The 20,875-nt window shown below is 39.0% G+C and carries 20 protein-coding genes and 1 riboswitch; all 20 genes read right to left on the bottom strand.

All coding sequences use genetic code 11. The annotated features are described in order from the left end of the window. Nucleotides 1-709: 709 nt before the first annotated feature. The 20 genes from purD to MKX96_RS03670 all read right to left on the bottom strand — a co-directional run bounded on the left by purD (nucleotide 710) and on the right by MKX96_RS03670 (nucleotide 20,756). A complete protein-coding gene (purD, locus tag MKX96_RS03765) occupies nucleotides 710-1,969 on the bottom strand; it encodes a phosphoribosylamine--glycine ligase (protein WP_340882082.1) in 1,260 nt (419 codons plus the stop codon). 16 nt (nucleotides 1,970-1,985) lie between these two features. Continuing rightward, nucleotides 1,986-3,521, bottom strand: a complete 1,536-nt coding sequence (gene purH, locus MKX96_RS03760; RefSeq protein ID WP_169360556.1) for a bifunctional phosphoribosylaminoimidazolecarboxamide formyltransferase/IMP cyclohydrolase — start codon at nucleotides 3,519-3,521, stop codon at nucleotides 1,986-1,988. Between the two features lie 277 nt (nucleotides 3,522-3,798). Then, the gene (gene purN, locus MKX96_RS03755; RefSeq protein ID WP_340882079.1) at nucleotides 3,799-4,368 is read right to left on the bottom strand and encodes a phosphoribosylglycinamide formyltransferase; all 570 of its coding nucleotides are present in this window, start codon (nucleotides 4,366-4,368) and stop codon (nucleotides 3,799-3,801) included. Beyond that, nucleotides 4,368-5,423: a phosphoribosylformylglycinamidine cyclo-ligase gene (purM, locus tag MKX96_RS03750; protein ID WP_298470735.1), complete on the bottom strand. Its 1,056-nt coding sequence runs from the start codon at nucleotides 5,421-5,423 to the stop codon at nucleotides 4,368-4,370. Before purM ends, purN begins: the two co-directional genes overlap by 1 nt. Before the next feature lie 11 nt (nucleotides 5,424-5,434). Beyond that, nucleotides 5,435-6,856, bottom strand: a complete 1,422-nt coding sequence (purF, locus tag MKX96_RS03745) for an amidophosphoribosyltransferase (RefSeq protein WP_298470737.1) — start codon at nucleotides 6,854-6,856, stop codon at nucleotides 5,435-5,437. After that, nucleotides 6,832-9,063 (bottom strand): phosphoribosylformylglycinamidine synthase subunit PurL, encoded by a 2,232-nt coding sequence (purL, locus tag MKX96_RS03740; RefSeq protein WP_340882077.1) that lies wholly within the window; start codon nucleotides 9,061-9,063, stop codon nucleotides 6,832-6,834. The genes purF and purL overlap by 25 nt, the downstream gene beginning before the upstream one ends. Beyond that, the gene (gene purQ / locus MKX96_RS03735) at nucleotides 9,047-9,733 is read right to left on the bottom strand and encodes a phosphoribosylformylglycinamidine synthase subunit PurQ (RefSeq protein WP_169360551.1); all 687 of its coding nucleotides are present in this window, start codon (nucleotides 9,731-9,733) and stop codon (nucleotides 9,047-9,049) included. Before purQ ends, purL begins: the two co-directional genes overlap by 17 nt. Then, nucleotides 9,730-9,984 (bottom strand): phosphoribosylformylglycinamidine synthase subunit PurS, encoded by a 255-nt coding sequence (purS, locus tag MKX96_RS03730; protein WP_169360550.1) that lies wholly within the window; start codon nucleotides 9,982-9,984, stop codon nucleotides 9,730-9,732. The genes purQ and purS overlap by 4 nt, the downstream gene beginning before the upstream one ends. Continuing rightward, on the bottom strand, nucleotides 9,981-10,697 hold the full coding sequence (gene purC, locus MKX96_RS03725) for a phosphoribosylaminoimidazolesuccinocarboxamide synthase (protein ID WP_340882073.1): 717 nt from the start codon (nucleotides 10,695-10,697) through the stop codon (nucleotides 9,981-9,983). Before purC ends, purS begins: the two co-directional genes overlap by 4 nt. A gap of 48 nt (nucleotides 10,698-10,745) precedes the next feature. Further along, nucleotides 10,746-12,044 (bottom strand): adenylosuccinate lyase, encoded by a 1,299-nt coding sequence (gene purB, locus MKX96_RS03720; RefSeq protein WP_251556581.1) that lies wholly within the window; start codon nucleotides 12,042-12,044, stop codon nucleotides 10,746-10,748. Between the two features lie 15 nt (nucleotides 12,045-12,059). After that, nucleotides 12,060-13,178 carry a 5-(carboxyamino)imidazole ribonucleotide synthase gene (gene purK / locus MKX96_RS03715; protein ID WP_251556583.1) on the bottom strand — a complete coding sequence of 373 codons (1,119 nt, stop codon included), beginning with the start codon at nucleotides 13,176-13,178 and terminating at the stop codon, nucleotides 12,060-12,062. Beyond that, nucleotides 13,175-13,663 (bottom strand): 5-(carboxyamino)imidazole ribonucleotide mutase, encoded by a 489-nt coding sequence (gene purE, locus MKX96_RS03710; protein ID WP_340882071.1) that lies wholly within the window; start codon nucleotides 13,661-13,663, stop codon nucleotides 13,175-13,177. The genes purK and purE overlap by 4 nt, the downstream gene beginning before the upstream one ends. 140 nt (nucleotides 13,664-13,803) lie before the next feature. Beyond that, nucleotides 13,804-13,904, bottom strand: a riboswitch (purine riboswitch). A 99-nt stretch (nucleotides 13,905-14,003) separates the two neighbouring features. Continuing rightward, nucleotides 14,004-14,192 carry an NETI motif-containing protein gene (locus MKX96_RS03705; RefSeq protein WP_340882069.1) on the bottom strand — a complete coding sequence of 63 codons (189 nt, stop codon included), beginning with the start codon at nucleotides 14,190-14,192 and terminating at the stop codon, nucleotides 14,004-14,006. Further along, nucleotides 14,189-14,734 carry a DUF2179 domain-containing protein gene (locus tag MKX96_RS03700; protein WP_340882067.1) on the bottom strand — a complete coding sequence of 182 codons (546 nt, stop codon included), beginning with the start codon at nucleotides 14,732-14,734 and terminating at the stop codon, nucleotides 14,189-14,191. Before MKX96_RS03700 ends, MKX96_RS03705 begins: the two co-directional genes overlap by 4 nt. 412 nt (nucleotides 14,735-15,146) lie before the next feature. Then, nucleotides 15,147-15,977, bottom strand: a complete 831-nt coding sequence (locus tag MKX96_RS03695; protein ID WP_240949767.1) for a MurR/RpiR family transcriptional regulator — start codon at nucleotides 15,975-15,977, stop codon at nucleotides 15,147-15,149. 192 nt (nucleotides 15,978-16,169) lie between these two features. Beyond that, the gene (locus MKX96_RS03690) at nucleotides 16,170-16,865 is read right to left on the bottom strand and encodes an N-acetylmannosamine-6-phosphate 2-epimerase (RefSeq protein ID WP_340882064.1); all 696 of its coding nucleotides are present in this window, start codon (nucleotides 16,863-16,865) and stop codon (nucleotides 16,170-16,172) included. Nucleotides 16,866-16,941: 76 nt separating this feature from the next. Further along, the gene (locus MKX96_RS03685; RefSeq protein ID WP_340882062.1) at nucleotides 16,942-17,580 is read right to left on the bottom strand and encodes a YesL family protein; all 639 of its coding nucleotides are present in this window, start codon (nucleotides 17,578-17,580) and stop codon (nucleotides 16,942-16,944) included. Nucleotides 17,581-17,606: 26 nt separating this feature from the next. Further along, nucleotides 17,607-18,524, bottom strand: a complete 918-nt coding sequence (locus MKX96_RS03680) for a carbohydrate ABC transporter permease (protein ID WP_340882060.1) — start codon at nucleotides 18,522-18,524, stop codon at nucleotides 17,607-17,609. 14 nt (nucleotides 18,525-18,538) lie between these two features. Further along, nucleotides 18,539-19,396: a carbohydrate ABC transporter permease gene (locus MKX96_RS03675; RefSeq protein ID WP_340882058.1), complete on the bottom strand. Its 858-nt coding sequence runs from the start codon at nucleotides 19,394-19,396 to the stop codon at nucleotides 18,539-18,541. A 55-nt stretch (nucleotides 19,397-19,451) separates the two neighbouring features. Next, a complete protein-coding gene (locus tag MKX96_RS03670) occupies nucleotides 19,452-20,756 on the bottom strand; it encodes an ABC transporter substrate-binding protein (RefSeq protein ID WP_340882057.1) in 1,305 nt (434 codons plus the stop codon). Nucleotides 20,757-20,875: the final 119 nt, after the last annotated feature.

Below are 20,875 nucleotides of genomic sequence, written 5' to 3'. Positions count from 1 at the left end.
TTCATAAAAATAATACTAGCACAGTACTTTAGTAAATCAAAGTGTTGAATTATATTTTTTGTAAATTCTGATAAACGAATAGGTAAATTTATCTGCTACTATATTTATCGACCGAATAATCTCTATTTTAAAGACAAGTAAAGTTTATATATTATAGTTAGAAAATCTATCGCATAGTTTCGTAGCCTTCTCTTATATAATAGTCACAATAAAGGAAAATATGATAAATATTATAAAAGATCATTGTTTAGAGCTAACAAGCGATGGCAGATTTCTACTCTTAGTGGACGCTTTTTCATGGTGTGATATAAACTTTACTGTTAAATTAGCAATTAAATTAAAGATAGGTAGAACAACCATTAAATGAGTGATAATAGATATTAATTTATAATAGCAAAATGCAACATCTGACCATTAGTTTTAGTTTAAAGAAGAATGAACTGTGAAAGTGATATAAGTCGGTTCTTTATTTCCTACATACTTATGATTGAAGCGACAGGTGGCGACTCCAGTGGGATGAGTGAGACAGATAAGACATCACAACCACGCGCGTAAGCGATGGGTGATGGCTTATCGCTCACCCCACGGAAAGCGTCCGCCGAAAGCGGAAATCTGTATCACTAAATTACTTACCTTTAGAAGTACAAGCAGCTCTCACACATTTCTAAAAAAAGAATGTCCAAGCGTATACCGGACATTCTTTTTCAAATTATTTAAATGTTCGCCAACCAATATCGGTTCTATAGAATAAACCATTCCACTCTGTTTTAGAAAGCTTCTCATAGACACTTTGCTGTGCAGCCTTTAAGGTTGCTTCTTTTCCCGCTACTAATAAGACACGACCACCGTTTGCTACTAGCTCTCCATCCTGCAACTTCGTACCTGCATGGAATATATGTAGTCCCTCTTCAGTCAAATAATCTAAATTAGGAATCACTGCACCCTTTGCCGGATTCATTGGATATCCCTCAGCAGCAATTACCACACCTAACATTGCCTCGTCGGACCATTCTACATGATAAGACGTTCCTTCCATCAACGCTTCCATAAATTCACCAAAATCACTCTTCATTCTAGGAAGAACTACTTGAGTTTCAGGATCTCCAAAACGAGCATTAAATTCGATAACTTTTGGACCTTCCTTTGTCAGGATAAGACCAGCATATAAAATACCTGTGAAAGGATAACCTTCCGCAGTCATTGCTTGAACGGTTGGTTCCACAATCGTTTGGTAAGCAGTCTCTATTACGTCCTTAGAGATTTGTGGCACAGGGGAATATGCACCCATACCTCCGGTGTTCGGGCCCTCATCCCCATCGAAAGCACGTTTATGATCCTGAGCTATTACCATTGGATAAATAGCTCCGTTGTGGACAAAGGACATATATGAAAATTCTTCTCCATCTAAAAACTCTTCTATAACAACACGAGAGGAAGATTCTCCAAACAATTGGTTACCAATCATGTCCTCTACTGCGGCTGTCGCCTCTTCAACCGACATCGCAACTACTACGCCTTTCCCAGCAGCAAGACCATCCGCCTTCACAACAATTGGAGCTCCAAGACGTTCAATGTATTCTTTTGCTTTGTCTACCTCTGTAAATGTTTCATAAGCAGCTGTTGGAATGTTATACTTGTCCATTAATTCTTTTGCAAAGGTTTTACTTCCTTCAATTTGTGCTGCAGCCTTAGTGGGGCCAAATATACGTAAGCCTTGTCCTTCGAAGAAATCTACAATCCCTTCTGCAAGAGGTTGTTCTGGTCCGACAAACGTTAAATCGATTTTGTTTTCTTTTGCAAACTTGGCTAACTCGTCAAAAGCTAATGCATCGATTGGAACAATCTGAACGTCCTTTTCCATCCCAGCGTTCCCAGGTGCTACAAACACTTTCTGAACAGACGGAGATAGCTGGAACTGCTTAGCAATTGCATGCTCTCTCCCTCCACTACCAATAACAAGAACTTTCATATAAGGGGAAGCCTCCTTAATGTTTAAAATGGCGCACGCCAGTAAATACCATCGCAATTCCATACTCGTTTGCTTTATCAATTGAATCTTGGTCTTTCACAGATCCACCAGTTTGTATAATTGCTGTAACACCAGCTTTGGCAGCTGCCTCTACCGTATCATTCATAGGGAAGAAAGCATCTGATGCAAGACTAGCTCCTTTTGCAAGATCACCTGCTTGTTCAAGAGCAATTTTAGCAGATCCTACACGGTTCATCTGGCCTGCTCCTACACCTACTGTCATTTCTTCATTCGCTACCACGATGGCGTTAGATTTAACATGCTTTACAACATTCCATCCCAATGTCATCGATTTCCATTCTTCCTCTGTAGGCTGACGTTCTGTAACTACTCGAACATCTGCATCTTTTAACCCGTAAGTATCTGGAGATTGTATTAATAATCCACCCTCTACTGAGACCGTATTCCATTTGTCTTTTTTCGTTTGCTCATAGGAAATAGTTAAAAGACGAATGTTCTTCTTAGCAGTTAGCATTGCAATGGCTTCCTCGGAGAAGGACGGAGCAATAATAATCTCTAAGAAAATGCCTGCTAATGTTTTAGCAGTAGTAGCATCCACTTCACGGTTTAAAGCCACAATTCCTCCAAAAATAGATGTAGAATCTGCTTCATAAGCTTTTTGGAATGCCTCGGAAATTGTGTTTCCTGTACCTACTCCACATGGATTCATATGCTTCACAGCAACTGCAGCTGGTAATTCAAATTCCTTAACAATTTGGATAGCAGCATTTGCATCTTGGATATTGTTATAAGAAAGCTCCTTACCGTGTAATTGCTTAGCCGATGCGATCGAGAAATCAGAACCAAGTGGGCGTTTGTAGAATGCAGCCTGTTGATGAGGATTTTCTCCATAACGCAAAGCTTGCTTACGCTCATATGTAAGAGTTAATAGCTCAGGGAATTCTTCTCCCGTAAGATTTGTCATATAATCTGCGATTAACGCATCATAAGCTGCTGTGTGACGGAATACTTTAGCTGCAAGTCTACGACGTGTTTCAATAGTAGTTTCTCCAGTTTCTTTTAGCTGACTTAACACTTCTTCGTAATCAGTTGTATCAGTAACTACTGTTACATACTGATGATTTTTAGCTGCTGAGCGTAGCATAGACGGCCCACCAATATCGATGTTTTCAATAGCATCTTCAAATGCTACATCAGGTTTTGAAATAGTTTCACGGAAAGGATAAAGGTTTACGCAAACCACTTGGATTGGGGTTATGTTATGTTCTTCTAATTGAGCTTGGTGAGAGGGATCATCATGCTTTGCTAGTAATCCACCGTGAATCATTGGGTTTAATGTTTTTACTCGACCATCCAAAATCTCTGGAAAATTAGTTACTTGGTCAACAGAGGTAATAGCAACTCCATTTTTCTCTAAAAATGATTTGGTACCTCCAGTTGATAAAATTTCATACCCAAGCTGTTCCAGCTCTTTTGCAAACTCAAGAATTCCTGATTTATCAGATACACTGATTAACGCACGTTTAGACACAATAATTCCTCCTAATTTTTTTAAAAATCGATATTAAAGTAAAGCTTATTTTATCCCAGCTTTAAAAGTAAATAGTAAAATAAAATACATTGATTTCCGCTCATATCTCGGACGCTTTTTCGCGGGGGGAGCGATAAGCCCTCATCTGTCGCTTCAATCAAGCATGGATAAAGGTAAAATAATCTCTTAAAAAAAGTGCTAAGTAATTGACCATGAAGAAACTTTCATACGTTTATTAATAAAGTTGAGCTTTTGGAAGTACTTAAGCTTATGTCCATTAACTCCACAGCTGTTGCAAGGTCTTTACGTATAATTCATGCTCTACTGCATGGATTCTTTCCTCTGTCTTCTCTCGGTCATCACATATGACGTCTACAGCACATTGAGCTAATATTGGTCCTGTATCCATACCTGCGTCTACTATGTGCACGGTGACCCCCGTAACTTTCACACCATGCTCCATTGCCTGTCCAATAGCGTCTTTTCCAGGGAAGGCGGGTAACAAGGAAGGATGAATATTAACTATACGATTCGGATATGCATCCAGTAACACATTGCCAACCAATCTCATGTAACCAGCAAGCACTAGCCATTCTACCTGTAACTCTTGTAATTCGTTTAAAATTTCCTGCTCATAAGCTTCCTTTGTAGAATAATCGGATGGCTTACATATTAGCGTTTCAATTCCTACTGCCTTTGCACGATCCACAACATATGCATCTGGTCTGTTTGTTACAACTAAGACGGGTTCACCTACCAGCTTACCCGTCCTAACCGCATCATAGATTGCTTGAAAATTAGTGCCGCTTCCTGAAGCGAAGACGGCAAACTTTGGACCTGTACTCATTACACTAAACTCCCGTCATGTGTTCCGTTGAATAGTACGCCTTCCCCTTTTACCACACGACCGATTGTGTATGCTTTTTCTCCATGAGTCTCAGCTATAGCAATCGCCTTTTCTGCCTCTTCCTCAGTTAAAGCTAGTACAAAGCCAATTCCCATATTAAATACATTGTAAAGATCTCTATCAGTCAGCTGCCCCTTTTCCTTGAGGAATTGGAATATCGGTAGCACTTCCCAAGAACCAAGATCTATTTCAGTTGCCAACCCTTCAGGCATCATCCGTGGAAGGTTTTCATAGAACCCTCCGCCAGTTACATGCGCCATACCATGGATGTTTAATTGCTGATGTAACTCCATTACTGGTTTTGCATAAATCTTAGTAGGAGTTAAGAGAGCCTTGCCAATTTCTCCAAGGTCCTCAAAACCCTCCACTATCGTATTTGCTGTATACCCTTGCTCTTCAAATACTATTTTACGTACAAGAGAATATCCATTGGAATGAACACCACTAGAGGCTATACCAACTAATACATCTCCTTCACTAATCTGCTCACCTGTTACTATTTTTGCTTTTTCACAAGCACCAACAGCAAACCCCGCTAAATCGTACTCATTCTCTTCATAAAGCCCTGGCATTTCTGCCGTTTCTCCGCCTATTAAGGCTGCACCAGACTGAACACATCCATCTGCAACGCCCTTTACAATTTGTTCGATACGAGTCGGTACTGCCTTACCTACCGCTACATAATCTAAGAAGAATAAAGGCTCTGCTCCTTGTGCAACGATGTCATTTACACACATAGCAACACAATCGATACCAATTGTGTCGTGACTGTCCATCATAAAGGCAAGCTTAAGCTTTGTTCCTACACCATCAGTCCCAGAGATTAAGACTGGTTCTTTATAATTTAAAGAAGATAAGTCGAACATTCCTCCAAAGCCACCAAAAGTACCCATGATTCCTTTTCTAGCTGTACGTTCGACATGTGATTTCATGCGTTCAACTGCTTCATAGCCAGCTTCAATATTTACACCAGCTTTTTCATATGCTTTTGACATCTATAATCCTCCTATCGAACAAGCTCTTTTTCATGTGGTAATTTTGTGTCTGGAAATATATCTGTCGGGTATTCTCCAGTAAAGCAGGCTAAGCAATGACCACAATTTTTTTCACCGTCTGGTCTGCCAATCGCTTCTACCATTCCCTCCACCGATAAGAAGGAAAGGGAATCTGCACCAATCAATTCACGCATTTCTTCAATAGAATTATTTGCTGCAATCAGTTCAGAATCAGAACTAATATCTATCCCATAAAAGCACGGATTCTTTAAAGGAGGAGAACTAATAACTACGTGAACCTCTGTCGCTCCTGCCTCCTTTAGCATATTTACAATTCTTCTAGAGGTAGTTCCACGAACGATAGAGTCATCAACCATAACAACACGCTTGCCTTTCACGACTTGACGAACTGGTGATAGCTTCATCTTAACTCCACGCTCACGCAAGTCCTGCGATGGCTGGATAAACGTTCGGCCAACATAACGGTTTTTGATCAGACCTAGCTCATACGGAATACCCGTTGATTCTGAAAATCCTATTGCTGCAGAAATACTGGAGTCTGGGACACCTGTTACCACATCTGCATCGATGAATACTTCATTTGCTAGTTGCTTTCCTAAACGCTTTCTTGCCATATGAATATTTATGCCATCTATATCAGAGTCCGGGCGAGAAAAGTAGACATACTCCATTGTACATATCGCACGGTCCTTTTTTTCAATATAACGTTCCGAACGACAACCTTCGTCATTAATAATTAAAAGCTCTCCTGGATGGATAGAGCGTACTAGCTCTGCTCCGATTAAATCGAAGGCACTTGTTTCAGAAGCCACTACCCAAGCATCGTCTAATTTCCCTAGGGAAAGAGGACGCATGCCTTGCGGATCCTGCGCGACTAGCATGCCATCCTCGGTCAGAATGATGAAGGCAAAGGCTCCTTCTAGTAATCGAAGAGATTGCTTTGCACGCTCTTCAAAGGAGGGTAATTTACTCTTTTTTAATAAGTGAGCAAGCACTTCTGTATCTGAAGTCGTTTGAAAAATACTTCCTTGCTGCTCTAGGTTACGCTTCAAACGAGTAGCATTGACGATGTTACCATTGTGCGCAATGGCTAAGCTGCCTGTCGTAGAATTGAATAGTAAAGGCTGTACATTCTCTAGTCCAGATCCTCCTGCTGTTGCATAACGAACATGAGCAATAGCCGAGTGCCCTTCCAGCTGCTCCAGCTTTCCATTATTAAACACGTCATTCACAAGGCCTTCGCCTTTTACGGCGCGTAAGGATTTGCCATCGGTTACAACGATCCCTGCACCCTCCTGTCCACGGTGCTGTAATGCATGCAGTCCATAATAACTCATGGCCGCTGGCTGGGTGTGACCCCAAATACCAAACACACCACATTCTTCGTTTAAGCCTCTGAGTTCAGCAAGCATGGTATGGCTCCTTTCCAAGCGGAACGGAATTCGTCAACAGAACCGCTGATCCATGTAGTTCCGTCTTCTTGAGAGATTACTAGATTATTTGTATCAGTTACCTGGCCAATTTTCACAGCATCTTCTACAATTGCTTCAAACTGTTCAACATCCTCTGGCTTGATCGTCACGATGAAACGAGATTGGGATTCACTAAATAAAGTCGTTACTGCTGAACCTTGAACCGTCACTTCTACTCCAAGACCTTTAGCGCCAAATGCTTTTTCAGCTAATGCTACTGCAAAACCACCCTCTGCGATATCATGGGCTGACTGTACTAAACCAGCTTGAATAGCTGATAATAAGGCTTGTTGGCGAGCTGCTTCTACCTCTAAATCGATGGAAGGCGCTTGACCAAAAATGCGACCTTCTACTAATTTTTGTAGCTCCGAGCCACCGAATTCTGTTTTAGTGTCACCAATCAAATAAACGAGATCTCCCGCTTGCTTAACAAATTGAGTTGTTACATGAGCCAAATCCTCTACTAATCCTACAAGACCAATGGTTGGTGTTGGATAAACGGCTGTTCCACTTCTTTCATTATAAAGGGACACATTTCCTCCAATTACCGGTGAGTCTAAGGCGATACAAGCAGCAGCTATCCCTTCTGCTGACTGATCTAACTGCCAGAAGATTTCCGGGTTTTCAGGGTTACCGAAATTCAGACAATCAGTAATTGCCAATGGCTTAGCTCCTGAACACACTACATTACGTGCTGCCTCTGCCACTGCAATTTTCCCTCCGGCTACTGGATCTAAATAAATATAGCGAGAGTTGCAATCTGTCGTCATAGCAAGGCCTTTATTTGTCCCACGAACACGTACAACTGCTGCATCGGAACCAGGAGTAACTACTGTACTAGTTCTAACCTGATAGTCATATTGATCGTACACCCATTCCTTTGAAGCAATTGTAGGCTGTTGAAGAAGCTTTATAAGAGCTTCGTTATAGTCCGTTACTACAGGTTCTTTGTTTTCCATAGCTTGGAATTCTGTGTAATAAGCAGGAATTTTAGAAGGCTTATGATAAACCGGTGCTTCCTCAGCAAGTGCATCTGCTGGAACCTCGGCTACAATCTCGCCATTATGAAGAAGGCGAAGCATTTTATCATTTGTTACCTTACCTACAGCAACACAATCTAGACCATACTTTTCAAAAACCTCAACGATTTCTTCTTCACGGCCCTTTTTAACAACAATTAGCATGCGTTCCTGTGATTCAGATAGCATCATTTCATAGGCAGTCATACCAGTTTCGCGCTGTGGAACAAAGTCTAAGTTCATCTCTACTCCGTGCCCAGCTTTTGAAGCCATTTCTGCCGAGGAAGAAGTTAAACCAGCTGCTCCCATGTCTTGAATCCCGATAATTGCATCCGATTTAATAACCTCTAGACATGCTTCTAATAAAAGCTTTTCCATAAATGGATCCCCTACTTGAACTGCAGGACGCTTTTCTTCAGAAGCTTCCGTCAATTCTTCCGAGGCGAATGTCGCACCATGAATTCCATCACGTCCTGTTTTTGCTCCAGCATACATCACTGTATTACCTTCACCAGCTGCTATTCCTTTTTGGATATCCTCATGGTTGATTAAACCGACACACATAGCATTTACTAGTGGGTTACCCTCGTAACAGTCATCAAACTGAATTTCTCCGCCAACTGTTGGAATACCAATACAGTTACCATAGCCAGCAATACCTGCCACTACTTCTTCAAACAAATATTTAACGCGTGGTGTTTTTAGTTCACCAAATCGCAAAGAATTTAACATAGCAATTGGACGTGCTCCCATTGAAAAGACATCTCGAATAATTCCGCCTACTCCTGTTGCAGCTCCTTGATAAGGCTCGATTGCAGAGGGATGGTTATGCGATTCCATTTTAAAAACTACAGCCTGCCCATCACCAATGTCGACAATACCTGCACCCTCTCCTGGCCCTTGTAAAACTTGAGGTCCCTTTGTAGGGAATTTACGTAGAACTGGCTTAGAATTTTTATAAGAGCAGTGCTCCGACCACATAACAGAGAATAAACCAGTCTCTGTATAATTAGGCAGTCTTCCTAGGATTTTTTCCACCATCGCAAATTCTTCATCGGACATTCCCATTTGAGCATATAGCTTTTGTTCTTTAATCTGCTCCGCATTCGGTTCAAGCATGACTGACATGAGATTCCCTCCACTGTTTCAAAATAGATTTGAATAATGCTAATCCATCACTTCCACCCATCATTTCGCTTACAGCGCGCTCTGGGTGAGGCATCATCCCAAGTACATTTCCTCTTTCGTTTACAATACCTGCAATATCTTCTATGCTTCCATTTGGATTGTCAGAAGCATAGGTAAAGACAATTTGGTTGTTTTCCTTTAGTGACATCAATGTTAGTTCATCACAATAATAATTACCTTCTCCGTGGGCAATCGGGATCTGAATCACATCATTCTTCTTATAAGCAGAGGTAAATTGGGTTTCATTATTTACTACTCTTAAGTCAACCGTGCGACACATAAACTTTAAGTCTTTGTTGCGCAATAAGGCACCTGGTAAAAGGCCAGCCTCTGTCAGCACTTGAAATCCATTACAAACACCTAGAACTGGCTTACCAGCTTCTGCAGCCTTCACCACTTCAGACATAATATTTGAGAAGCGAGAAATGGCACCACAACGTAGGTAGTCACCATAAGAGAACCCACCTGGCAGTAAAATGGCATCAAATTTGCTTAAATCCTTCTCATCATGCCAAACGTATTCTACTTCTTCGCCAAGCTCATCTTTAATCGCATGGTACATATCTAAATCACAATTGGATCCTGGAAATACGATGACAGCGAACTTCATTTGCTGACAGCCTCCTCCACCTCATAGCGATAATCTTCAATTACTGTATTCGTTAAAAGCTTTTCACACATCTCTCTTATCATTGCATCTAAATCACGTGTTCCTTCTTCTATTTGGAGCTCCAGATATTTACCAATTCTCACGTCCGTAACTTCTTTGTATTCCATAGAATGTAGTGCACCCATTACTGCACTCCCTTGTGGATCTAATACACTTTCACGAAGTGTCACATATACTTTAACTTTTTTCATTTTGATAGTCCTCCTAGACGGGAAAGTATAATCTCATAAACTTCTGTTAAGCTTCCTAAATTGCGTCTGAACACGTCTTTATCTAGTTTTTGGTTTGTTTCCTTGTCCCAAAGTCGACAAGTATCCGGAGAGATTTCATCGGCAAGCAAAATAGAACCGTCCGCTGTTTTACCAAACTCTAATTTGAAATCTACTAAAGTAACACCAATATCAGAGAATATTGGGAGAAGCACTTGGTTAACCTTGAGTGCCATCGTTTGAAGCGTATCTATTTCTTCAGAAGAAGCAATTTCCAATAAATCTAAATGTGCATTTGTTAAAAGTGGGTCACCAAGCTCGTCATCCTTTAGATAAAACTCAACAATTGGATGTTTTAGAAGGGTCCCCTCTTCCAAACCAAGTCTCTTAGAAAGACTTCCGGCAGCTATATTTCTTACAACAACCTCAAGCGGGATAATCTCTACTTTCTTTACCAGTTGGTCATTTTCAGAAAGCTGCTCAATAAAATGAGATTCAATCCCATACTTCTTTAGCTGTTCGAAAAGAATAGTAGTAATTTTGTTATTTAATATGCCCTTACCATTGATTTCTGCCTTCTTCTCTCCGTTAAATGCAGTTGCACTATCCTTATATGTAACGTAGAGAACCTCTTCGTTCTCCGTTGCATATAATCTTTTTGCTTTACCTTCGTATAATAGATCGCCTTTTATCACGATAGTTTCCCCCATATAATCAGATATGTCTTGATGTTTTTGTTAACTCTATTTATTTAAGCCTAAGCGGTCAAAAATCATATCGACGTGCTGAATGTGGTAATTGTAGTCAAAGCAATCATCCAATTCTTCTTTAGTTAATAATGAAGTAATTTTTTCATCTGCATCCACAAAGCTACGGAATGCCTTTTGAGATTCCCATGCCTTCATAGCAAGTGGCTGTACCGTATCGTATGCTGTTTCGCGCGCCAGCCCTTTGTCGATCAATGCAAGTAAAACTCGCTGTGAATATATTAAACCTAACGTGGAATCCATATTACGTTTCATGTTCTCAGGGAACACGGTAAGGTTCTTCACAATGTTACTAAAACGATTCAACATATAGTTCAATGCAATGGTTGCATCCGGTAAGATTACACGCTCTGCAGATGAATGAGAGATATCTCTTTCATGCCATAGCGCTACGTTTTCATAGGCAGTCATCATATAACCACGAATAAGTCTTGCCATCCCAACCATATTCTCAGATCCAATTGGATTACGTTTATGTGGCATTGCTGATGAACCCTTTTGTCCTTTTGAGAAAAACTCTTCTACTTCACGAGTTTCTGACTTTTGCAGTCCACGAATCTCTGTAGCAAATTTTTCGATAGAAGTAGCTACTAGCGCTATTACACTTAAATATTGAGCATGACGATCACGCTGTAAGGTTTGAGTAGAGATTGGAGAAGCTGCTAATCCGAGCTTTTCACATACGTACTGCTCTACAAATGGATCGATATTTGCATACGTACCAACCGCTCCTGACATCTTACCTGTCTCAATTACTTTAGCTGCTGCTTCAAAGCGCTCCAGGTTACGCTTCATTTCTTCTGTCCATAGTGCTAGCTTTAAACCGAATGTAGTCGGCTCTGCATGAACACCATGAGTACGTCCCATCATTACCGTATATTTATGTTCTTTTGCTTTATTTTCTAAGATTTCGATAAAGCTTTGAATGTCTTTTCGTAGTATACTGTTCGCTTGTTTAATCACATAAGAAAGAGCAGTATCGACTACGTCTGTAGAAGTTAATCCATAATGTACCCATTTACGCTCTTCTCCTAATGTTTCAGATACTGCACGAGTGAATGCTACAACATCATGTCTTGTCTCTTGTTCAATCTCTAAAATACGGTCTACCGAAAAGGAAGCATTTTTACGAAGAAGTGCGACATCCTCCTTTGGAATATCACCTATTTCTGCCCATGCCTCACAGGCTAAAATTTCTACCTCTAACCAGGCATTGTATTTGTTTTCTTCTGTCCAAATCGCTCCCATTTCAGGGCGTGTATAACGTTCTATCATTTTTATTCCTCCAAATTAAGACCAAATTTTTGATTGTTCGATTTCTACTAGTGTTTTCTCAATATCGTCCGAAAGAATCGTAACGTGTCCCATCTTTCTGTTTTCCATAGCCTCACTTTTGCCATACAGGTGTAGCGACCAATTTGGATACTTACTGAGCGAGTTTGTTACAGGAATTACATGCTGTCCTAGTATGTTGACCATAACTGAGTTCGTCCATAGCTTCGGTTGTCTTAAAGGCCAGCCACACACCGCTCTTATATGCTGATGGAATTGAGATACATTACAAGCTTCTATAGAATAGTGACCTGAATTATGAGGTCTAGGAGCTAACTCATTTATTAATATCTTGTCGCCTTCAAGCACAAACATTTCTACAGCAAGCGTTCCTACAAGATTCAAATGGTTCGCAATTACTTCCGCAGCCTCTACCGCTTTTTGAGATAGAGATTTACTAATTCTCGCTGGCACTATAGTTTCATGTAAAATATGATTCACATGAATATTTTCTCCGATTGGTAAGCAATACGTTTCTCCATTTCCATTTCTTTGTACAATTACTGAAATCTCTTTAGTAAATGGTACAAATGCTTCCGCTATGCATGGTGAGTGTTGAAAAAGAGGCTTAGCTAGTTGTAACTCTTCCTTACTTTTAACAATCTGCTGCCCTTTTCCATCATACCCTCCACGTGTAGTTTTCACCACGCATGGATAGCCGATATTATCTATGTTGGAGGATAGCTCCTCAAAGCTTTGTACCTCTATAAATTTTGCCACTGGCACTCCAGCTGCTCGAATCGATCTCTTCTCCAAAATTCGGTCTTGTGTAATTTTTACAAGCTCCGCTCCTTGAGGAACATAAGCAATTTCTGTAAGTCTCTTTAAACCTTCATAATCTATATTTTCAAATTCATAGGTTATCACTTCACTAACTTCGGCAAGCTCTTCTAAAGCTGCCTCATCGTTATATGGTGCAACAATTTGAATATCTGCAATCTGACCACAAGGAGAGTCCATCTTTGGTTCAAGGACAGCCACTTTAAATCCAGCTTCTTTAGCTGCAAGGGCCATCATTCTGCCGAGCTGTCCCCCGCCAATAATCCCTATTGTTTGTCCCGGATAGATTGTCTTCATCGTAGCTCACCATTACTTTCTAAGACATTTTTTTTAATTGCTTCTCTTCTATTTTCTAACCGAATAGCAATTTCGTCATTTTGAATGGAAAGAATTTGTGCAGCTAGTAAACCTGCATTTGTAGCACCGGCCTTGCCTATTGCCACCGTTGCTACTGGAACTCCTCCAGGCATTTGAACAATTGATAACAAAGAATCCAATCCATTCAATGCCTTGGATTGAACTGGTACACCTATAACCGGAAGTGTCGTCTTTGCCGCCACCATTCCTGGTAGATGTGCTGCTCCGCCTGCTCCAGCAATAATTACCTGAATACCTCTTCCTCGCGCTTGTTCCGCATATTCAAACATAAGATCAGGAGTGCGATGTGCAGATACCACCTGTTTCTCATATGGAATATGTAACTCCTCTAATATTTCACAGCTATGCTTCATCGTTTCCCAATCACTAGAACTACCCATAATTACACCAATTTTTGCGTCCATTATTTTCGTCCCTTCCTTTTAAACAAAAAATTCCTCAAATAAACTACTTTCTTTAAGAAGAAAAGCAGTTTACTTGAGGAACATAGTAAGGGTGTTTGATACTTGCATATGCATAGAAGAACACACCCTTTTAGCAGTTTCCAAAAGTCGCTTTCCCTCATAGTCCTGTCATTTACGGTGACTTGGTAGAAACGCTAAAGCCAATTCTTTAGCATATATGGGGATTAAATCGTTCTATTACTATTAATATTCTAACAAGTCTAGATAGCAACGTCAACGCCTAAAAGCGAACAATAAATTTTCAGAAAACTACAATGTTCGGTTTTTGATGTATTTTCTATTATTTCTTTTCTTTAATACCTTTTAATTGAATAATTTGCCTGATAGGAACAGGTTTTCCATCCACCTCTGCAAATAAAGGCTCTTCTCGCCTACCAACCACTTGAAAGCCATGCTCTGCCATCTTTTCCATACAGGCTGCAATGCTTTCGTTTTCTTGCACTTCAAACCATTGTGTTTCTTGCTTCATCTAAAGAGCTTCCCTTTCCTAATCGTTTTAACCCAGAACCCGCCATGAATAGTTTTAGGCTCATGTGCAATAATAAATATTTTTGGATCAATTTCCTTTAATCGAGCATATAACTTATTCTCGTATTTCCTAGGCGTTAATATTTGAAGGGCTTGTCTTTGCCCAGCTAGACCATTTACCGTCCAATCTGTAACCCCATATCCTTCTTCTCGAAGGATATTAGATAAGTGGTTTACATCACTTTCCACAGAAATAGCATTAACCATAATATATCCTAAAGACATCTTTTCCTCAAGCTTAGAACCAACAATGATTCCTGTTCCAAAACCAAGTGCATAGGCAACAAGATTTTGAATAGCATCCAAGTTATCTAACACTAGGCCAAGTCCTACTACATATACAGTAACCTCTACAATACTCATAAATGCAGCAATATATCGATATCCCTTTAACGTAAGAATCATCCTAGTAGTGGATAACGTAACGTATACAATGTTAATGACAAAAATCGTCAACACCATAATCCATGCATTTTCTAACATTCTTCCAACTCCTTTAAATAATAGTTCCTCATAGGTAGAAGATATTCTAATATATACCCTTTATGAACATATATAATCTGGGAACCTGCATGGAGTATGGAAACATGTAAAATGAATTTCATTCTATATATCGGTATTCAATTAATGTATAAACCAATTAGAAAATTGAAAAAGAAGGGAACTACAGAGCATTTATTGATTGGTTAAGAAGGAAGGACATTTTGAATTTGAATGAGAGTAAATTTCACCTCTGAGGGTAACGATGGGATTGTTACGTGTGGAGAATTTTCAATACAACATTCGTTATATGAATGATATTTTATATAGATTATACGGAAAGAAATAAACTCCCTAGTATTAAATTTAATACCCGGGAGCCCCCATTAACTATAACTCATAAGCCTTAAGACGATTAATAGATTTTGTTTACAACAGCCTTTGCGGTTTTCTGCTTCATCTCTAGTGATTTATCTTTTGATTGTAACGCTAATCCTGTGCATAAAAGATCGACGATAAAAAGCTGAGAAATTTTAGCCGTTAATGATCCACCTTCCAATGGAGACTCTTTTGCTCCGCCTAGTAAGACAATATCTGCAAATTGAGTAATAGGAGAACGTGAATAATACGTAATGGCAATGATTTTTGCTCCAGCCATTTTAGCTATCTCTAGCGCCTCCAATGTATCCCTAGTACTTCCAGATATACTAAGGCCAACTACTACATCCTCTGCAGTAAGCGTGGCCGCAGACATAGCTTGTAAATGTGAATCCGTAATTGCTTCTGAAGGTCTACCGATTCTTAACAATCTACTTTTCGCGTCTAATGCAGTTATTCCAGAGGTACCAACTCCAAAGAAACTAATGGTTCGAGCCTTATTTAATAGTTCGATAGCTGCCTCTAAATCGTTCTCAATAATCATAGAAGCTGTATTTTCTATTGCCTTAATGGTATTCCCTCTAATGGATTGGATAAAATTAGATGCTTCCGAGTTATCTTTGTCTCTTTCACCCTCAGACAAGTTTTGAGCAATCGTTAGTTTAAATTCTTGATACCCTTTTAATCCTATCTTCCTACAAAATCTAAGTACAGTAGTTTCTCCAACGCCTGCTTCATCGGCTAAATCTGTTACCGAATAATAAATAACCTTACCCAAATTTTCTTGGACAAATGTTGCTACTTTTTGCTCTGAGTTAGTCAATGATGGATAGTAACTATTTATTATTTCTATTATAGGCATTTTCATGTATTCTACCGTCCTTATCTTAGGAAATGTTAATATAAAATATATACTTCTATTTTATACTATTACTTCTTTGAATACAGTTTTTAGCTAAACCATACCTCTTCGGGAACTTTACATCCGAAAGACTGTGCGTCCGCGTTAATTATTGTCTATGCCGGTACTTAGCTTCACTTTTTCAAAGACTACCTGCATTTATGCATTTTTAATGTTCAGTGCTTGAACGAACTTTTCCGTAATATGCTGTGGTCTTGTAATGGCTGATCCAACAACTACTGTGTGTGCCCCTTTTTCTAAAAGGATACTTACTTCTTCTGGGTTATTCACCCTACCCTCTGCTATTACTGGTTTACTCGTTAACCTAGAAAGCTCCTCTACCAATTCTATATCGGGACCGCTGTTACTACTTCTAGTATATGATGTGTACCCTGACAGGGTAGTTGAGACACAATCTGCACCATATTCTAAAGCCTTCAAGCCCTCCTCGACGGTAGAGATATCTGCTAGCACTAATCTGCCATGTTGTTTAATATACGTAATCAGGTCAGGAAGGTTTTCTTCGTTGGGACGACTTCTAGATGTTGCATCTAGTGCAATCATAACCACACCTGTATCTAGTAGCTCGTCTACTTCCTTTCTAGTAGGTGTGATATAAACCTCACTATCCTCGTAGTCTCGCTTTACAAGACCAATTATCGGCAAGCTTGTCACTTGCTCTATTGCCTTAATATCTTCACTTCCATTTGCCCTTATTCCAGAGGCACCACCTTGTTCTGCTGCTACTGCCATCTTAGCCATTATGTTTGAGCCATGTAAAGGTTCATCCTCTAGAGCCTGACAAGAAACAATCAATTTACCTTTAACCTTACTAAAGAAGTCCGACTTTCTCATCTAATCACCACTGTTTGTACTAATCTATAAGATTATTATTTTTGTTCAATACCGTCACACCGTTCACCATACAGATTTATTCCGTAATTCCATGTAACTTTTCATATTTTGTTTCAATCTTAGCCTTTACAATTTTGTTCATGCAGGTTATCCATAAAAAGATTACCCCACCTGACAAAAATAGTAACGAAATCGGATAGATGATAGTTATAAAAGTTACCGTCAATACACCTAAAAGGTTAATGAAAGTCCAGTGTGGATAAGAAAACCCTGTAAAGAATGCTGTCTTAAGCGTATCTTTCATACTTAATTCGGATTCTACTATCATTGGGAAAGCATAAAAACTGATTACTAATAAAAAGACTAAGAAAATAGAAAAGGTAACTATTAAAGAACTCCAAATTATATTACTTTCAAAAGAAAGAAATAATCTAAGATCTATAATAAGGATAAAAAAGATTAACCCTAGCAAATAGCCCATTGATTGCGACTTCCAATAATTCTTTTTAAAGGATGTTTTAAACGTCCCCCAAACAGATATATCTGTATTTCCTTTTGTCCATTCATTTGTTACTACAAAAGCTGCTCTTGTAGCCGGAAACATACTAAATATAAAAACTCCAGCTATGCATGAGAATAGCCATAACAGATTGAGCTTAACAATTCGTATAAACCAATCAAATCCAGCGTAGATACCAGAAGTTATTGCATCCAAAACAGATTTACCTCCTTCGTAATCTTTTACCCCTTCACTGAGCTAGAATATGCAGCCTCTATAAAATAGCGTTGAAATGCTATAAACACGATAATAATTGGAACTAAAGCAATCATAGCTCCAGCTGCAACAAGTCTTGTGTTCGCAGAAAATGCCCCTTGAAGTTGATACAGACCTAAGGTTATCGGATAAGTACTTGGATCGTTTAGGATAAGTAATGGCCATAGGAAACTGTTCCATGCCCCCATAAAGCTTAGGATGGTAAGAACACCGAGCATCGGTTTAACCATAGGGAACATGATTTTCCAGAATACTTGCCACACGTTTGCCCCATCAATAATAGCAGACTCTTCCACTTCCTTAGGAATGCCCATAAATCCTTGTCTCATCAAGAAAATACCCATAACACTTATTGCCCCAGGTAAAATAACACCAGCATAAGAGCCCATTAAACCCAACTTATCGATGATTAGGTAGGTTGGAATCATTGTGACTTCTCCAGGGATCATCATTGTCGCAATAACTAGCAAAAACACGAAATTACGACCTTTGAAGGTCATTCTTGCTAGTGGAAAAGCTGCAAAGGAACATAACATTAAGGGAAGTACTACCCCAAAAAAAGTTAGGATTACACTATTCATTAAGTATCTAGCTATAGGCAATGTATTCCATACAGTAATGAAGTTATCGAAAGTAATATTCTTTGGTATTAATTGAGGTGGTATAGAAAATAAGACATCATTCGTTCCTTTTAAAGAAGTGGATAGCGCAAATAGGAAAGGGACAATGGTAATACATGTTATTACTAAGAGGAGTAGATAAGATAACAATTTAAATAATAGTTTTTGTTTATTTATTCTTTTGCTTGGATTATCAGACTTAGATTTTTTGCCGGTTTGATTTGTCGTTTTATTCATATCTTCTTCGATTATCGATTGTGCCAATGTATTCACCTCCGTTATTTCTCCGGATTATTATCCAACAACTTTTGATTTATAAGTGTGATTATTAGAATAAAAACAAATAAAATAAATGAAATTGCGCTCGCATATCCCATTTCAAGATTTGTAAATGCTTCTTTAAATACTAGAAATACAGCTGTAGTAGTTGAGCTCAAGGGACCACCATTTGTCATGGTTAACATCAAGGTAAATTCTTTAAATGCTCCCATTGTTGATATAACGGCCACAAAAAAGATCATTGGTTTAATCATAGGTATCGTAATATGTAAGTGTTTTTTCCAAGAACTAGCTCCATCTAATTCCGCTGCTTCATACAAGTCGTTTGGTACCCCTTGGAGAGCTGCTAAATAAAAAAGCATGTAATATCCGAATCCTTGCCAGATTGTCACTATTGCCAATGCAGGCATAGCGGTAAACGTATTGGTTAACCAGCCAACTGGATCTATTCCTACAAGACTAAATAAATAATTAATGATTCCCTGTTCGGCAAACATCCAAGTAAAAAGAATTGCAGTTACAACTACAGAAACTAATGTAGGAAAATAAAAAATAAGCCTGAAAACCTTAACTCCCTTAAGCTTCTGATTTACTAAGATAGCTACGAAAATTGGTAATATTACTAATGCAGGCGTAACAAGCAACCAGTAATAAACAGTGTTAAACATTGCCTTTCTAAATGTTGCATCCATAAATGCATCGATATAGTTTGTTAATCCTACAAATTCCAATGGACGAAACACATTATAGTTTGTAAAACTCAAAACAAATGCTGCAATAGTTGGAATAAATGTGAAGAGAAGCAGTAGGAGAAGTGGCAGAGATAAAAATCCCCAAGCATGTCTTGCTTTATACATAAGTTAACCTCCTTAGAAGAGTAGTGGACCCCCTCTAATCGGAGGTCCAATAAATTTATTGAAGAATATTGTTTACTTCTGCTTCAGCTTCTTTTAGCGCTTCTGCCGGATCCTTATCTTCTAAAATTACTCGTTGGAAAGCAGTATGAATAGCCTCATTAACTTTAGACACATGCTCAGTTGCAGGAGTCATATTTACTGCATCTGCAAGTGATTGTGCTGCATAATACTTTCCTCTCTCAGTTGCATCCTTTGAATCTGCTCCTTGTGCAAAAAATTCATCATTAACTGCCTCTTCAACTGGAGGTAATACAGATGCAAGTTTACCAAATTCCAATTGGTTCTCTGCATTTGTTACAAACTTAGCAAATGCAACAGCTGCTTCTTTCGATTTACTAGATGCCGACACGGCAATATTCATTGGGTTAGCATGTTGCTTTCCAGCATCACCTTTTAATGCAGGAGCTGCCATGGATTTTTCATACACTTCTGGAGAAAGATCGTTTACTTGACGGAAAAGCTGAGGACCTGTCGACCACCAAGCAACTTTTTCCTGTGCATATAGTTCAGGCATTGACACTTGCTTTAACATAATATCTAAAGGAAATAATCCTTCGTCATGATACTTTTTATAAGATGTCCATAGTTCTACAGCTTCCGGTGTATTAAAGGCCGCTGCTGTATAATCTTCATTCAAAATATTAATACCATTCTTTGGAAACAATAAATGCATATCCGGTGCAATTACTTCTCCATAAGCTCCTGTTTTTTCCTTAATAACTTTAGACATTTCCCATGCCTCTTCAAATGTTGAAGGTGGTTCGTCAAAGCCTGCTTCTTTTAGAATATCTGGATTGTAAATCATTCCACTAGTAGTGGTATACCAAGGTAATGCATAAACAGAACCGTTTACACCACCCGTTTCCCATAGTCCTTCAAAGAAAGTATCCTTGACGTCTGCTGCAGCCTCATCCATATTAACTAATGCTCCATTTGCTGCTATTTTCTTCACAAATTCGGTATTAAGATTCATTACATCTGGCATATTCCCACTTGCTGCAGATGTCAAAATTATTTGTTCCACTTGTTCATAAGGTACATCTCTAATAGATACCTTTACTTTTGGGTTTTCTGTTTCGAACGTTTCTTTTAAATTATTCAAGTACTCGTCAAAAGTAGGACTTAATGAGATAGTCATAAATTCAACTTCCCCAGATAGCTCACCGGATTCCTTTACGTCATCTGGTGAATCCCCTTTCGCTTCTCCAGCATCATCATCCGAACACGCTGCCATAAAAAACAACATCGCTCCCAAAACAAGCATCAATAAAAGACTCTTTTTCATCTTGAAACTAGTCAATATAATTCCCCCTCAATATTTTTTAATGAATAAAATCGGAGTAAATCTCCTTTTATGTAAATAAAAGCGAATATTTCCTCCTATTCCAACTATATCCTTCCAGAATATTCATGTCAATT

Origin of the sequence: Psychrobacillus sp. FSL W7-1493 (assembly GCF_038004905.1) — a bacterium.
GTDB lineage: Bacteria > Bacillota > Bacilli > Bacillales_A > Planococcaceae > Psychrobacillus.
This window is presented reverse-complemented; position numbering and strand designations above follow the sequence as displayed.

What these genes read in the sequence shown, in the direction of transcription:
- purM (WP_298470735.1), bottom strand. Translation starts at nt 5,423, where the DNA reads ATGTCAAAAGCATATGAAAAAGCTGGTGTAAATATTGAAGCTGGCTAT.
- purF (WP_298470737.1), bottom strand. Translation starts at nt 6,856, where the DNA reads ATGCTTGCTGAACTCAGAGGCTTAAACGAAGAATGTGGTGTGTTTGGT.
- purS (WP_169360550.1), bottom strand. Translation starts at nt 9,984, where the DNA reads ATGAAAAAAGTTAAAGTATATGTGACACTTCGTGAAAGTGTATTAGAT.
- MKX96_RS03700 (WP_340882067.1), bottom strand. Translation starts at nt 14,734, where the DNA reads ATGTTAGAAAATGCATGGATTATGGTGTTGACGATTTTTGTCATTAAC.
- purK (WP_251556583.1), bottom strand. Translation starts at nt 13,178, where the DNA reads ATGAAGACAATCTATCCGGGACAAACAATAGGGATTATTGGCGGGGGA.
- purL (WP_340882077.1), bottom strand. Translation starts at nt 9,063, where the DNA reads ATGTCAGTCATGCTTGAACCGAATGCGGAGCAGATTAAAGAACAAAAG.
- MKX96_RS03675 (WP_340882058.1), bottom strand. Translation starts at nt 19,396, where the DNA reads ATGTATAAAGCAAGACATGCTTGGGGATTTTTATCTCTGCCACTTCTC.
- MKX96_RS03705 (WP_340882069.1), bottom strand. Translation starts at nt 14,192, where the DNA reads ATGAAGCAAGAAACACAATGGTTTGAAGTGCAAGAAAACGAAAGCATT.
- purD (WP_340882082.1), bottom strand. Translation starts at nt 1,969, where the DNA reads ATGAAAGTTCTTGTTATTGGTAGTGGAGGGAGAGAGCATGCAATTGCT.
- purQ (WP_169360551.1), bottom strand. Translation starts at nt 9,733, where the DNA reads ATGAAGTTCGCTGTCATCGTATTTCCAGGATCCAATTGTGATTTAGAT.
- purN (WP_340882079.1), bottom strand. Translation starts at nt 4,368, where the DNA reads ATGAGTACAGGTCCAAAGTTTGCCGTCTTCGCTTCAGGAAGCGGCACT.
- purB (WP_251556581.1), bottom strand. Translation starts at nt 12,044, where the DNA reads ATGATAGAACGTTATACACGCCCTGAAATGGGAGCGATTTGGACAGAA.
- MKX96_RS03690 (WP_340882064.1), bottom strand. Translation starts at nt 16,865, where the DNA reads ATGAGAAAGTCGGACTTCTTTAGTAAGGTTAAAGGTAAATTGATTGTT.
- purE (WP_340882071.1), bottom strand. Translation starts at nt 13,663, where the DNA reads ATGGACGCAAAAATTGGTGTAATTATGGGTAGTTCTAGTGATTGGGAA.
- MKX96_RS03695 (WP_240949767.1), bottom strand. Translation starts at nt 15,977, where the DNA reads ATGAAAATGCCTATAATAGAAATAATAAATAGTTACTATCCATCATTG.